Raw genomic sequence first — 13,404 nt, forward strand, 5'->3', positions numbered from 1 at the left:
AATATATTAATCTGCAATTACAAATTCTAAGTTTCTCTTGCAGAGCTTGCACAAATATTGAGTTCCCTTTAACGCTCTATTATGCCTTTGCTTACTGAAAATATGTGTCTGACAATCGCAAGCATAGTGAAAAGATACTTTAGGGGGCTTAACTTTAAAGGTGTGGGTACGCTCTGCTGGCGTGTCAAAGACCTTTTCCATCACAGCTCGCCATTCCTTACCATGGGCGGACGCTTGTCGAGAATAGATTTGATGGACAATAAGGTGAGCGACTTCGTGGGGAACGACTGTTTGCAAGAATTTTGCTGGATCCTGCTCATACATGTAAAGATTGAAGCGCAGTTCATTTTTTTCTAAATAGGCTGTTCCAGCAGCTTTGCCTCGTTGCTTTAGATTCATGCTCGGGCGCTTAAACCGTCCTTTGAAAAAACGATCGGCTTTATCGAAGCAGATGGAAACCTGCTGACTGATTTCGGTATACGCCTTTTCTTGCTGATCATTCATCCTAGCCCATCACTCTTGAGCACTTTCTGGTTCACAAAACTGTTTTTGTAAAGAGTCCCAATAAGGGTTAATACTTTCTTTGGACAAGCCAGTCAGTCGACTCATTGACGCGCTGGAATTTGGCTTATGCAAATACACTTGTTTAAGTTGTTTTTCATTGATTTGTAGTTCGGGATGAGTATATCGCCAACGCATTAATTGGTACCAGATAGCCGTATCTGTGTTAATGCTTTTATCATCCATAAAGGGATAAAAATGCTCTTGTGGTAATAAAACCTGATGTTCGCCTTTTAGAATCAATCTTGCTTTTTCCGTAAGGTGTACCATAAAAACATTACCTGTAGACACCCTCAGGAAACCATAGGCCAGTAGATAACGGATAACAGACTTCCATTGTATGTCCGTAAGTTCGCGTCCTTTGTTAAATAAGGACAGCTTCTCCGCCTTGATGTCAGTAACAGCCTTGGTTTTTTTGCCCACTAATACTTGAATGATTAAACTAAAAGGCTGAAGCCCTTTGGTATGATAAATTAACGACAATATTTTTTGCGCAGCAATCGTCATATTTTGTTCGGCTTTCGGTGTCAGACAACGTTCGCAGTGGCCACAATTGTTAATATCTTCCCCAAAGTGTGCCATGAGGTTTTTTCTACGACACCCCCTACCCTCTAACACCTGAAAGAGATCCAGCAATTGCTGTTGGTTTTTATCATTGTCTTCATTGCTTGATGAAGTTAGCTGCAAGGCCTTCATCATATCCTGAAGTCCGTATAGGAGCAGACTTTTGGCTTTTTGACCATTTCGACCGGCACGGCCGACTTCCTGCAAAAAAGCTTCTGGACTATTAGGGAGATCCATATGAACAACAAAATCAAGATGAGCAATGTCCACCCCCATACCATAGGCAGTAGTGGCCACCAAAATACAACCCTGTTTATTTAACAAAGCCTGATGACTTTGATGCTTTTCAAATTCACTCATACCTGCATGGTAACAGTGACTGATAAAGCCAAACTGGCTTAACCATTGTGAAAGGGATTCCGTATTTTTTCGGGAGCGGCAATAAACTACGCCAGACTGCCCTGCTACTTCGTAGTGTAAGAAATGCAATAATTGCTGTTTGGCTTTACGCTTCTGGGCGATTTTGATTTCAATATTTGGGCGATCAAATGCACTTTTTATCAGCGTGCATTCCCTCAACTTTAAAGAAGATTGAACCTCTTCAATCGTCTGTTTATCAGCTGTACCAGTTAAAGCAATAATGGGGACGGATGGAAAGCTGTCTCTTAGTTGTCCAAGTTGGCTATATTCCGGACGAAAGGCACTACCCCATTGGGTGATACAATGGGCTTCGTCTATGGCAAATAACGAAACCTCTATACTGTGCAATAAGCCTATGACAGATGGCTGAATCAATTTTTCTGGTGCTAAATACAGCAAATCTATGTGCTTATGACGTAGGGAGGTAACCAAATCATCTTGTTCTCCAGGATTAAGGCTGGAGTTGAGAAACTCGGCGCGAACTCCTTTTGCCTTGAGTGTTTCCACCTGTTGGTGCATCAAAGATAGTAGCGGACTGACGATAACCGCCACACCTTCCTTCATCACCCCTGTCAGTTGGTACACTAAAGACTTGCCGCTACCAGTAGATGAGACAAACAAAACATCTTGCCCATTGTATAGAGCGTCAATAGCCTCTTCTTGAAGGGGACGGAACTTGTTATAACCAAGTTGATGTAGGATAGACTGCTTTGAAATCATAAGTTAATTATCTCTTATCGCTGACTATTCTGCATCGATTTTTACCCCTGACTTGGGTAAAATAAGCCACTTATTTTTATTAGGAAAACCCCATGGCACACCAACCTCTTGATGACTTAGAACTAGATACCCTAGAAAATTTTTTAGATTCCGATCAAGTCCATGAAGAATGTCAGAATTTTGTCATGGCTCATGGTTTTTTAACCGCATTGGCCATTTGCCCATCGGATATTTCTGAGGAAGCATGGCTGCCTGTCATGTTTGAAGACACACCAACATTCAGCTCTGAAAAAGAAGAAAAACAAATTCTTCAGTTATTGTCTCGTTTGTTTGTTGATATTCAAAAGGAGCTGGAATCTGAAGAAGGCTTCATGTTCCCTTGCGACATTGAAATGGGCACATCGGATGATGAACTAAGCGAACTTCAAGAGTGGGCGACGGGGTTCATGGAAGGCGTTTTCATGACTGAAAAAGACTGGTTCGAGTCCGAAAAAGAGGAGGTGGTAGCTGAATTATTATTACCTGTGATGGTCGCATCCGACCTTTTTGACGATCAGGAAGTGAAGCAGATTCGTTCCAGTGAAAAACTCACTAACTCTTGTATCGCTCAAATCCCAGAAGTTGTAACGGATTTATTTTTGGTACTAAGAACAGAGCCAGAAAAACGCCCTTTCCCTAAGCAAAACAATGCTAAGAAAAATACCAACAAAAAACATAAGCGTAAATAGCCGACAAACAGCTGATACTGGAAATGACAGTATCAGCTGTAGAATTAATTAAGCGCGCAGTGAAAAAATAGTGATATCGTCATCTTGTACTGCGTTGATTGAATAATCCGCTAAAGCTTGCTGAAAGCCTTTTTGAGCGGAAGAGATATTAGTACCTTGCTGGTAGTGCTCGACGATTAAAGCTTCAGTAGCTTGTTGCCCTAGCATCACACCATTTTCGGCTTTTAGCTCTAGAACCCCATCAGAAACAATTACTAGACTGTCCCCTTCACCAAGAACGATTGATGCTAAGCCACTATCAAAAACTTGGTTAGGCAGTACACCTAATGGCATATGTTGAGAAGACAAGTAGTCTATACTGCCAGTTTCTTTGCGAATAAAAGCTTTAGGCATCCCACCACCCCAATAGGATAAATGCTTGTCAGGCTCGAGAAGTAACACGTAAGCAGCACAAAACATATAATCAGGCAGAATACTATTTAACATTCTGTTGATGCGTTTAGTTAATGACTCAAGGTCTAGGCATTCGTCTGCAGCGTCAAAGAAGGTTTGGGCTAAGGGTAAGGCGCCAATGGATGCAGACAAACCATGCCCCGTGAAATCCCCGACGAAAATTAACTTCGCGCCATCCGCACGGGTTTTAATTAAGGCAAGATCACCGTTAAAGCTGTCAGCTGATAAATGGGTGATAGCGACAGAGTCGCTGTTTTGATCATTGCGTTGCAAAATGTGCCCTAGTACCTGGTGAGCCATTTCATGTTCGCGTTCATTGATGGTTTGGTAATAAGTTAGCGTGGTATTTTTTTCATACAGCTCATTAATTAGCTGAACATGCTCAATATGTTTTTTTAAGCGGACAGAAAATAATAATTCATGAAAAGGCTTAGGTAGAAAATCATCCGCTCCAGCTTTGAAACACAGGTCCATGATAGAGTCTGATGCGTGAGAAGTTAAAAAGATCATTGGCACATATCGGGTGCCAGAGAGACTTTTAAACTTCTTCACCAAGTCCAGACCATTTCCGCCTTTCAGCAGATAGTCTAAACAAACGATATCGGGGTGCCAATTTTCAAAAAGTGCCACAGCTTGTTCCACAGAACCTGCTGATTTCACTTCAAGCCCTTCGCTTTCGGCGCACAGGGTGACAATTTCACGATATACAGCTTCACTGTCAATGCACAAAAGCTTCATTGTAAATCCTTTACTTAATGCTAAACAATTTGTCGAAACGCGAAATCATTAGTATGTCCTTGATAAAACTATTCGCACCAATTAATTCGATTTTGCTTTGTTCACCCACCGCATTGCGCATACTGAGTAACATGCCTAAGGCAGCACTGTCTAAATACTCTACCTGGCTCATATCCACAAAATATTCGTCATACTTGCCTGCATAATCACTGTAAGCGGCCCGAAATTCATTAAATAATGAAAAGTCAAAGCTGCCCATGATATGGATAGTCAATGTTTTTTGTGACTCGTTAGCTTGAACGGATACACTCATAAAATTCTCCTAGAGTAGCGTATGACTACTCTCCTCCCAAACAATTGGGAGAAGATGGAACGTTAGCAGACTGTTTAGCCCACTCTTCCGTCGTGTAAGGATGCATAGCAAGGGCGTGTATCAAATCCATTTCTGTCGCTAGAGCACCGTAAACCAGCTGGTGGCGTTTCACTTTCATTTTTCCCTTAAAGTCATCACTAACCAAAATAAGTTTAAAGTGTGATTCACTTCCAGTTGGAACGTTATGCTTGTAACTCTCGTTTACAAGCTCAATATGTTCTACATTAAATGCAGATTTTAATCGTGATTCGATTTGTTGCTGAACTATCATATTCTTCTCTATGAAACGGGGGTATCTAAATTATCGGCCTGGCCATTTAATAACACTTGGCCTTTCTCTTTAGGATAAGCCACATCGATAGAAACGGCACCACCTTCTCTCCATACACTGATGATGGTATCCATATTAGCCGCCATAACAGCACGCTTATCATCGGGTGCTGCAGCAATAACTTGTAAGCCAATGTCTTTCATAAAGCCCATACAAGTAGAGGTTTTAACCATATCTATCTTGTTAAAGGCTTCGTCAAACATAGCCAAGGAGAAGCCCCCCACTATATCACCGTCCATTGTCTCATGTAGGCGATATGTTGTAGATAAAGCGGCAGCAATCGCAAGATAAAATGGAATTTGGTGTTCACCACCAGAACCTGTTTGAATACGCTGGCTTAAAGTGGTTTTCTTATTACCTTCGTTATCCAGTATATCTACTTCGAAGTTGTAGAACTTACGATAGTCCGCTAAATCCTGCTGTTTTTCCTCATCGGAAATGAGCTCTTGAATAGCTGTGATTGCCCTAATGTGCTCAGGATCGCCTGCTAATTCAGGATCAAACAATCCGCCAACGTTAGCTTGATCTTGGGCACTAAACCTTTCAACCAAGTCCAAGATGTCCTTCATATCGCCATTTGCGTAATAACGGAATTGATAGATCTCTTGGTTAAATGGACGGCGTTTAAGGCTGTGATTAAGCTCTCTGATAATATGAGCTACCTGATCAAGAGAGTCTTTCAGCTTGGAGACATAGTCTGAACGGAAAGTCTCTTCTGCTTCACGGCGGGCAAGCTCTGCACGCTTAGAGTATTTTGCCAACTCGGTTTCACTTAGAACATCAATTTGATAAGAAACATAGTGTTCGAACTCTTCAAACTTAGACTCAAGGTAATCTAATTGTACATCGTCGTCTAAATTGGCCTGATGATATTTACCATAGTGATCGGCAACTTCTTTACGCACCTTCTGATCAAAACTACGCGCCTTTTCACTGGCTTTTTCTGATCGACTAATGGCTTCTTTATAGATGGCAGCACCATTAACCATACTACTTTCTAGTAATGCATAACGCTCGCTAGCAAATTCCGCATCAAATTTAGGGTTGGCGGTAAGTCGGTTTCTGTCTTCGTCTAATGCGGATAAAGCCGTACTCAGCTGGTTCTTTTGAGTATTCAAGGAACCGAACTGCTCAGCAATTTGCTGACGCTCGCGATCTAGTTTTTTCTGATCAAGTTCAACACTTGCGATGCGGCCTTTGAGTTCTTCAATGCGTTCTTGAAGCTCTGTATCATCATGCTTTTGTAGTTGCTGAATGTCCGCTTCTACACTTTCAAGTTCTTGGTTAAGACGAGTTAAGGTGTGATTGGCCGTGCTTAGGGCTTCTGCATCAATTTGATTGCTGGCCATAACGCGACCCAATAAATTGTCTGCTTGCTCAAGACGCTGGTCCACTTTTAAGTGATCCATTAACTCTGCGCTTAATGTCGCCAGCTTATCTTCCCTAGACTTACGCATGCCATCCGTATTGATGCCGACCATCATGTGAGGGACGGAGCGTATGGTGGAGATAGTACCTGAAAGCTTCAACATGCCATCGGCTGTCATAGCACTGTCTTCACGTAACAATTCACGCTCTGTTTCGACAGGTTTAATACCACCTAAACGGCGATTCAAGTAGGCCTGGGCGTGATCATTGTTACAACGAATAAAGCGTAAAGCGGACTTATGATCACCACGACTCAGCCATAAACGTGTTTGGGTGGTATCAATGACTCGACAACCCATTAATTGGCGACGGTGAGCGCGGAAAATGCGAATGGCTTCTTCGGCATCCTCTGGTTCTACGATTAAGGCTTCACGCTGCGCACCAAGGTAACCTTCAATGGCATCTTGCCATTTTCTATCGGTTACTTCCGCCAGATGACTTAAAGGTGTGGCTACTATGTCCGCGTCTTTCAATAAAGCGATGAGTCGCTTGGTATTTTGTGACAGTGGGCTAACACCGCCTTTTAATGAAAAGACATCGGCTTCAAGCTGCTTACACTCGTCTTTCAAATTAAGAATGTTTCGGTTTAATTCAGAGCGTTGACGGAAAACTTGAGATTTTTCTTCATCCAGTAGCTTATTGAGCGAGCTCAGTTTTTGTGAAAGCGGCTTTAAGCTTCCTGTCACCTGACCATCGTCGGCGATAAGGCCACTAAACTGAGAAAACTCTTCCACAAAAGCTTTAACTTGAGAAGATAAAATATCATCAAACTGTTTTAACGAGTCTAGTAATAAGGTTAACTGACGAACTTGTAACAAAGCCTTTTGATCTTGTTGACCTTGTAAGTTTAGTAGTTTTTTATTTTGCTCAAGCTGCTGTAGCTTGAGGCCAACATCAGAGTGCTCATACTGTTGTTCTAAGCGTAACAATTGACCCTGTAATTGCTTTAGCAAACTGGCTTGAGTGGACAGCTCTTCTTCTATCTCCTCCTCGCGCTCTTGTTGCAACTCATACTGGTCTTGGATGTCGTCTTGCTTGCTACCCAACTCATCAAATCGAGCTTCAGTTGCTACCCATTGATAGTTGATAGCACTTTGTTCTTGCTGATGCTTTTTCTCACAATCTTGCTGTATGAGCTTTAAATCATCAATGCGCTTGGAAACCTCAAGAGTCTTGGCTTCAAGGTGACGGTATTCATTAAGAGATTTTTGATAAGCACCCACCTGCAATGGCGCTTCTGCTAACACGAAATCTTGAACAAAGCGTGTTGGTGAGGCGATGGGCACAAATTTAAGGGCATTCTTAAAGTTTTTTAAGAAACCATCTAGCGTGATCAATTGATCTGGGCTTGGGCTTAACTCTTCAAGGTAGCGGTTAATGTACTGAGTTGCAGACGCACTCCCCGACTTTATATAAGGGTCCAAGCAGAGTTTTTTTAATGACTCACGTACTTCAATCCAAGGTTTAGCTTGATAGCTCTTGCCTTCTAGTGCGTCAATGAAATCTGCTTTACGCACGCCATAATTTGGCAAAACAAAACGGCCAAGAATATCCTCTTCTGGGGAAGCCAATGAAGCACTTAAAGCGAGTCCCACAGTGGATTCTTTGCCTGTGTTGCTGTCTTCAAACACCAAGCCTAAATAGCTCATGGCATCTTGGCGCGGTTCGGTGCCAAACACTTTGGCATTGGCTTGCCCGGAATCTATCATGCCCAATATATAGGAACGAATGCTACGACCACTGGCCTTACCATCGTTTGCACTGGCGTTGTAATTCAAATGACGTTTGCTGGCACCGGTTAATACCGTCTGGATGGCATCAAGCAATGATGATTTACCTGAACCAGTGGGCCCGATAATGGCGGTATTACCACGAATTTCAATTTCTTCTGCACCCAATAGGTACCAATTTACTAATACGATTCGATTTAACTTTTTCATATTTTGGCCCTAGTCTTGAGTAGATTCTGATGCGTTTTCAAGGTCGTTCTCTGTATCAAGATCATCTTCAGGATCTGTGCCGTTAAACGATTCAAGCTGTCTTAAGTAAGCTTCCGTGACAATCAATCGAACCACGGGGGTAATATTGATCATCATATTTTTACTGTCTTCTTCGTAGACCTTGCCACGTATCAAGACGCCATGACGACTAAACAAAGCTAAGATGTCTTTAAAACGTGTTTCTGATGGAATTTCACGTTTTACTAGCTGTACATATCGGTCAAGAATGGTGTGAGTGTTGGTGGCAACAAATCCGTTGTCGACCTCAAAGTTCTCGATCTTCTCTTCATAAATCTGACGAAGCACAAGTAAAAATAAGGTTTCATCAGTTTTAAGTCGTACGAATGCTTCTCGCTGAACTGGCAGCACACCCGCTAAGCGCTCATTTTCATTCACATATAACTTCATGCCTAATGCATCGAACAAAATACTAAAATAGTCTTGGTAGGATTCGATAAGCAGGTAATGTTTACGTTGGCCATGTTTGTAGGCGCTGGCAAATTGATTGGCAATGATAAAGTTAGCGGTCTGCTGAAACTCTTGCGCATCCTTACCAGATTCTTCAACAACTTTTTTTAATTCTCTAAGCATCCGCTTTCTCGCTCCTACGTACTACGTTAAATTCGCGACATTCCACAAATTTATGTACATCTAAATACTGGTCGGTAAATTTTATTTCGAATTGATTTTCGATTTTCTTGGCGTTAACCCCGAGTGAACCTATGTATCTTAAATGGTCAAAACAGACAAAATCTTCCACAGATTCAATGCTGAAATCCAGAATGTGACGGCTGTCATGATTTGACATTTGTCTTTCAAGGTAGCTTTGTAGCTTCACAACAGTAACTTGGCGAGCTTCATGGAAGCGGCGCTGCTGTTCCCTTAGTTTAATGGCATCAACTGAAATTTCTGCAGGTGTCATCACTCTAGGTGGTGGTGGCTCACGGCGTTTGGTAGGTTGCGCAGCCGATTCCATGCCAACGAATTTAGCGCCCACGACCTGTTTCAGGGTGGGAAGAGATTCATAACTCGCCACATCTGAAATAATACCGGCAATTTTATTGGCCATACCAGGACGTGAACTGTCCATATAACGCGCGGTATCGGCCGCGCGTTTTTCTAAACGGTATCGGTATTCATCAATTCTTTCTAAGCGCTGCTCAATGCTGCTAAAGGTCTGAATAATATCCTGACAGTCTTTTTCTATCATGGCTTGTGCTTGCGCCATGGTAATAAGTTGCTGATCAATATAGCACTGGGCAATTTGCCCAAGTAATTCAGGGTTACTTAGAAAACTCTGAGTATGTTCAAGAATTTGGCGGCGAAACCTAAAAGGGTTGTTACTTGTTTTGATGGTTTTATAGTCAGCAATCAAGATGCCTTCAACAAATAAATCAAAGAAACCTGCCACAATAGCCTTAGGGTCACGGCTAGCAAAAAGCTCTCGTTGTAAGCTGCGAATTCCCAATAATATTTGGTTTAGATGGGCAGAGAATTCTCGTGCTGCCTCGGCAGATTGACTAAGGGTCACGCCACGCTCTTTCGGGTGATTCGCAACCGACTCAAGGTTACTTAAAATACTTAAAACGGTTGCGCCATAATTGCGTTTACCGTGACGACTGATTTCCACCAAGGAGCGTAACAACATAGAAATCTGTGGTGTCATTAACACACTGACACGATATAGCTCTTGCTCTTCCACTAACCAGCCTGTTTTCACTAAACGGTGATAAATTCTTAAGGCATAATCATGAATAGTTTTAGGGGAATCAAAAGATTCCTTTTGATCATCGTGCCAAGCTAGAGTATCGAGTTTGTGAAGGGTATCTTCAATGGATTCAATAATGGTGGATTTGTCTTTAATCGGGTCTTCCGCGTGATCATAAAAAACGTCAGAGAGATCAAATAATACCGATTCAATTAATGCCTTGTTTGAACCACTTAGTGCCTGAAAAATCTCATCGGGCAAATGTTTAAACAGCATAGAATATGCTCCATGGCTGGGTCAGTCGTTGCGAAGTCATAGTGTCTTACCAATATGGGAGGCGATTACAGCTTGCATGGCTTGCTTGATGGTTTCGTCTTCGCCGATTGGAGGTAATAAAGTCATCGATAGCTGTTCACTTTGAAGCGCTTCAATTTGTAATGGCACATCTTTTCTTAGATGACGACCAACGGCTAGAAACAGCGGCAAAACACCCACCTTATTTACATGTTCAGGCAGGTTCGCCGTTACCTCTTCTAAAGTAGGTGTGGTTAACTCCATAAAGGCGAGACTACAACGTTGACGACCATAGAGCGCTAGGGCTTGCTCATAGAGTGACTCAAATGGCTGCTTCCATAGAGGATCTGGACTCCCATGAGCAAGTAAAATTATATGATCGTATTCTTCATGTAGCATTGTTATACCTAGTGTCACTTGTTAAGGACATTTTAGCCATCCTAATGGAGAAAAAGAAGTCACAATAATAAAAAGCTGTAAAACTTATACCCACTAATCCGTTAATTATCAAATTTACTGAAATCATTGATCCAGTTTCATTTTTTTAGCGTATCTATTAAGTTTTAGAGTCAAAAAAGGAGCATTTGTTATGCTGATAATGATCACTGGTTTGACTGGCTTCATAGGTCAGCATTTGCTTTCAAAGTTTAACCTCAATGAGCACCAGCTTGTCGCTGTGGTTCGTAAGCACTCTCCTGCTCTGCCAAATGGTGTAAAACAAGTATTCGTCTCTGAGCTAGACACTATTAGCGAACAAGTAGATTGCCTGATCAATCTAGCGGGTGAAAATATTGCCGCTAAGCCTTGGAGCAAGTCACGAAAGCTAGCGCTTTATGGGAGCAGAGTTACGCTTACGGAGCAAATCGCTAGGCAACTCAAGCATCCACCTAAGAAAGTAATCTCTATGTCTGCTATTGGCTTTTATGGGGACTCTAACAATGATCAAGTTGATGAATCCACGCCTGCTGAAGAAAGCTTTACTCACCAGCTATGCCAACAATGGGAACAAGCAGTCGAAACCTTTAAAGCCGACAAGCAGATCATTTTTAGACTAGGTGTGGTGCTAGGAAATGGCGGTGCTTTATCAAAAATGCGCCTCGCTTATCTTATGGCACTTGGCGGAAAAATTGGTAGTGGTAATCAATGGTTTAGCTGGGTTCATATAGAGGATGTGATGCAGGCGATTTTAATCGCACTTAACACTGATAGACTCACTGGCACCTATAACTTAACCGCACCTAAACCCGTAAGACAAAAAGTTTTTGCTAAGCATTACGCCACCAGCTTGAATCGACCCTCATGGCTGACGACACCGAATACTTTGCTGAAACTTTTATTGGGTGAAATGTCTGTTTTGCTGACGCAAGGTGCTGCGGTGTATCCCAAGCGCTTGCTTGAAGAACAGTTCGACTTCCAATTTAAAACGATCGAAGAAGCTCTTCTTGATATCGAGACACATTGGCCTGTCAGTAAGGGTTAGGCCTTAGGTTTTTTGAGTTTAGGGGCGTTATTATCATCGCTTAAAGTATGAGTGCATTTCGGGTAGGTTATACATCCCCAAAAATAACCATTTTTACTTTTCTTCCTAACCAAGTAATGACCACAAACCCTGCAAGGGTATTTTTTAGAACTTGAAGGTACGCCGTTGTCATCTTCTAAGGTGATTTTGCAATCAGGATAATTCGAGCAGCCCCAGAATACATTTTCGCCAAATGTTTTCTTTCTAAGCACAGATTGGCAAGCAGGACAAAAATAACGTTTACTGCGCACGGGTTTGCCGTCTTCATCATTGGCGGTGTAGTCGCAACTTGGGTAGTTTTCACAGCCCCAGAATTTGCCTTTACTACCATTTTTTAAGCTCAGTAATGCTTCACATTTCGGGCAACGATAGCGGATTTTTGCTGCTTTTATATGAGCGTCATCCTGCTCCAGAAACTCTTGTTCCCAGCCACTAACTCTCGTATTTGACGGCGGTGATTTCTTGTCCACTCATTTACTCTTTATCAGTAAAACATAAGGCTGAATCTTCTTCACATTCCTTATGCTGAGTGCTTTCTTTTAATTTTTCAATACCCTGTTTAGTCTTTGACGCCGCAGCCTGCCCGGCTTCCTTCACAGAACTCCAAACTTTAGCGCCGGTAACTTTTGCTTTTTCGGCCACTTCTGATCCGGTCTCACCTGCTTTCTCCCTCAGTACAATGGACTTCTCTGAGACCTGATCCGCCACCTCAGAGCTTTTTTCTTTGGTCTTTTCCCATAAGGAAGCAGCACCTTCTTGTGTTTTTTCAAGAAAAGTCTGCTCTGCATGGCTAACCGTATTAAAAGACAGTAAAACGAGAAATAAAATATTAAATAACTTCATCACACACCTTCTCTTTATCTGTTGTGGAAAGTAGCCCCACTAGCTGCTCTATATCCTCAATCGTAACTAGATCAGGATACCCTTGTAGGGTTTGCTCATCGACGCACTCATGATCCCAGGTCATGTGATAGGGAATATGAACGGCTTGAGCACCAAGTTCTAGCACTGGCAATATATCGGATTTAAGAGAGTTACCAACCATTAGGAAGTTCTGAGTTGAAATCTCATAACGTTGTAGTATTTGCTCATAGGCCGCTGGCGTTTTATCACTAACGATTTCCACATAATCAAATAATTCAGCTATGCCGGAACGAGCAATCTTACCCTCTTGGTCCAATAAATCGCCTTTAGTTATCACCATTAACTTATAGTGCTTACTCAAGGTGTTGAGTACCGACTCAATATTACCTAATAAGGTAATTGGATATGCCAGCATTTGTTTCGCAAGTTCAATGATACGGTGAATTTCAGTTCCTGTAATGCGCCCTTCAGTCAGCTCTATGGAGGTTTCTATCATGGATAATGTAAAACCTTTAATGCCGTAGCCGAAATGTTTTAAATTATTGATTTGAACGCCGGCAAGGTGTTCGCGTATGTAGGCATCCTCGTGATATGGCAAGAGCAAATTCACGAATGCATCCTGCGTATGTACAAAAATGTCTTCATTTTTCCAAAGCGTATCGTCCGCATCAAACGCGATCACTTTAATCTGATTGGTTAACAT

The 13,404-nt window shown here is 42.1% G+C and carries 14 protein-coding genes; 2 read left to right on the top strand and 12 right to left on the bottom strand.

Annotated elements, in window-relative coordinates; all coding sequences use genetic code 11:
• Positions 1-6: 6 nt before the first annotated feature.
• Both ACUM5Y_RS12135 and ACUM5Y_RS12140 read right to left on the bottom strand, forming a co-directional pair.
• Positions 7-504: a SprT family zinc-dependent metalloprotease gene (locus tag ACUM5Y_RS12135; protein ID WP_445977138.1), complete on the bottom strand. Its 498-nt coding sequence runs from the start codon at positions 502-504 to the stop codon at positions 7-9.
• A gap of 9 nt (positions 505-513) precedes the next feature.
• Positions 514-2,265 (bottom strand): RecQ family ATP-dependent DNA helicase, encoded by a 1,752-nt coding sequence (locus ACUM5Y_RS12140; RefSeq protein ID WP_445977139.1) that lies wholly within the window; start codon positions 2,263-2,265, stop codon positions 514-516.
• A gap of 92 nt (positions 2,266-2,357) precedes the next feature.
• Between ACUM5Y_RS12140 and ACUM5Y_RS12145 the strand changes: the two genes are divergently transcribed.
• Positions 2,358-2,993 (top strand): UPF0149 family protein, encoded by a 636-nt coding sequence (locus ACUM5Y_RS12145; RefSeq protein WP_445977140.1) that lies wholly within the window; start codon positions 2,358-2,360, stop codon positions 2,991-2,993.
• 48 nt (positions 2,994-3,041) lie between these two features.
• Here the strand turns inward: ACUM5Y_RS12145 and ACUM5Y_RS12150 are convergent, their stop codons facing one another.
• The 7 genes from ACUM5Y_RS12150 to ACUM5Y_RS12180 are packed head-to-tail and all read right to left on the bottom strand — an operon-like array spanning position 3,042 to position 10,717.
• Positions 3,042-4,184, bottom strand: a complete 1,143-nt coding sequence (locus ACUM5Y_RS12150; protein ID WP_445977141.1) for a SpoIIE family protein phosphatase — start codon at positions 4,182-4,184, stop codon at positions 3,042-3,044.
• A 10-nt stretch (positions 4,185-4,194) separates the two neighbouring features.
• Entirely contained in the window at positions 4,195-4,497 is a 303-nt protein-coding gene (locus ACUM5Y_RS12155) for an STAS domain-containing protein (RefSeq protein ID WP_445977142.1), read from the bottom strand.
• A 25-nt stretch (positions 4,498-4,522) separates the two neighbouring features.
• Entirely contained in the window at positions 4,523-4,828 is a 306-nt protein-coding gene (locus ACUM5Y_RS12160; RefSeq protein ID WP_445977143.1) for a BolA/IbaG family iron-sulfur metabolism protein, read from the bottom strand.
• 8 nt (positions 4,829-4,836) lie between these two features.
• Positions 4,837-8,256: an SbcC/MukB-like Walker B domain-containing protein gene (locus ACUM5Y_RS12165; RefSeq protein ID WP_445977144.1), complete on the bottom strand. Its 3,420-nt coding sequence runs from the start codon at positions 8,254-8,256 to the stop codon at positions 4,837-4,839.
• Between the two features lie 9 nt (positions 8,257-8,265).
• Entirely contained in the window at positions 8,266-8,907 is a 642-nt protein-coding gene (locus tag ACUM5Y_RS12170; RefSeq protein ID WP_445977145.1) for a DUF4194 domain-containing protein, read from the bottom strand.
• Positions 8,900-10,300 (bottom strand): Wadjet anti-phage system protein JetA family protein, encoded by a 1,401-nt coding sequence (locus ACUM5Y_RS12175; protein WP_445977146.1) that lies wholly within the window; start codon positions 10,298-10,300, stop codon positions 8,900-8,902. The genes ACUM5Y_RS12170 and ACUM5Y_RS12175 overlap by 8 nt, the downstream gene beginning before the upstream one ends.
• A gap of 36 nt (positions 10,301-10,336) precedes the next feature.
• On the bottom strand, positions 10,337-10,717 hold the full coding sequence (locus ACUM5Y_RS12180; RefSeq protein ID WP_445977147.1) for a sirohydrochlorin chelatase: 381 nt from the start codon (positions 10,715-10,717) through the stop codon (positions 10,337-10,339).
• A 190-nt stretch (positions 10,718-10,907) separates the two neighbouring features.
• On the opposite strand from ACUM5Y_RS12180, the gene ACUM5Y_RS12185 reads away from it, so the two are divergent.
• Positions 10,908-11,798, top strand: a complete 891-nt coding sequence (locus tag ACUM5Y_RS12185) for a TIGR01777 family oxidoreductase (RefSeq protein WP_445977148.1) — start codon at positions 10,908-10,910, stop codon at positions 11,796-11,798.
• Here ACUM5Y_RS12185 and ACUM5Y_RS12190 read toward each other — a convergent pair.
• Genes ACUM5Y_RS12190 through ACUM5Y_RS12200 form a run of 3 tightly spaced genes read right to left on the bottom strand, consistent with a single transcriptional unit; the run spans position 11,795 to position 13,404 of the window.
• Entirely contained in the window at positions 11,795-12,307 is a 513-nt protein-coding gene (locus ACUM5Y_RS12190; RefSeq protein WP_445977149.1) for a DNA topoisomerase family protein, read from the bottom strand. The two genes, ACUM5Y_RS12185 and ACUM5Y_RS12190, sit on opposite strands and share 4 nt — an antisense overlap.
• 4 nt (positions 12,308-12,311) lie before the next feature.
• Entirely contained in the window at positions 12,312-12,683 is a 372-nt protein-coding gene (locus ACUM5Y_RS12195) for a hypothetical protein (protein WP_445977150.1), read from the bottom strand.
• Positions 12,667-13,404, bottom strand: a complete 738-nt coding sequence (locus tag ACUM5Y_RS12200) for an HAD family hydrolase (protein WP_445977151.1) — start codon at positions 13,402-13,404, stop codon at positions 12,667-12,669. The genes ACUM5Y_RS12195 and ACUM5Y_RS12200 overlap by 17 nt, the downstream gene beginning before the upstream one ends.

The organism is Marinomonas dokdonensis (genome assembly GCF_052747885.1).

What these genes read in the sequence shown, in the direction of transcription:
- ACUM5Y_RS12135 (WP_445977138.1), bottom strand. Translation starts at nt 504, where the DNA reads ATGAATGATCAGCAAGAAAAGGCGTATACCGAAATCAGTCAGCAGGTT.
- ACUM5Y_RS12140 (WP_445977139.1), bottom strand. Translation starts at nt 2,265, where the DNA reads ATGATTTCAAAGCAGTCTATCCTACATCAACTTGGTTATAACAAGTTC.
- ACUM5Y_RS12145 (WP_445977140.1), top strand. Translation starts at nt 2,358, where the DNA reads ATGGCACACCAACCTCTTGATGACTTAGAACTAGATACCCTAGAAAAT.
- ACUM5Y_RS12150 (WP_445977141.1), bottom strand. Translation starts at nt 4,184, where the DNA reads ATGAAGCTTTTGTGCATTGACAGTGAAGCTGTATATCGTGAAATTGTC.
- ACUM5Y_RS12155 (WP_445977142.1), bottom strand. Translation starts at nt 4,497, where the DNA reads ATGAGTGTATCCGTTCAAGCTAACGAGTCACAAAAAACATTGACTATC.
- ACUM5Y_RS12160 (WP_445977143.1), bottom strand. Translation starts at nt 4,828, where the DNA reads ATGATAGTTCAGCAACAAATCGAATCACGATTAAAATCTGCATTTAAT.
- ACUM5Y_RS12165 (WP_445977144.1), bottom strand. Translation starts at nt 8,256, where the DNA reads ATGAAAAAGTTAAATCGAATCGTATTAGTAAATTGGTACCTATTGGGT.
- ACUM5Y_RS12170 (WP_445977145.1), bottom strand. Translation starts at nt 8,907, where the DNA reads ATGCTTAGAGAATTAAAAAAAGTTGTTGAAGAATCTGGTAAGGATGCG.
- ACUM5Y_RS12175 (WP_445977146.1), bottom strand. Translation starts at nt 10,300, where the DNA reads ATGCTGTTTAAACATTTGCCCGATGAGATTTTTCAGGCACTAAGTGGT.
- ACUM5Y_RS12180 (WP_445977147.1), bottom strand. Translation starts at nt 10,717, where the DNA reads ATGCTACATGAAGAATACGATCATATAATTTTACTTGCTCATGGGAGT.
- ACUM5Y_RS12185 (WP_445977148.1), top strand. Translation starts at nt 10,908, where the DNA reads ATGCTGATAATGATCACTGGTTTGACTGGCTTCATAGGTCAGCATTTG.
- ACUM5Y_RS12200 (WP_445977151.1), bottom strand. Translation starts at nt 13,404, where the DNA reads ATGTTAACCAATCAGATTAAAGTGATCGCGTTTGATGCGGACGATACG.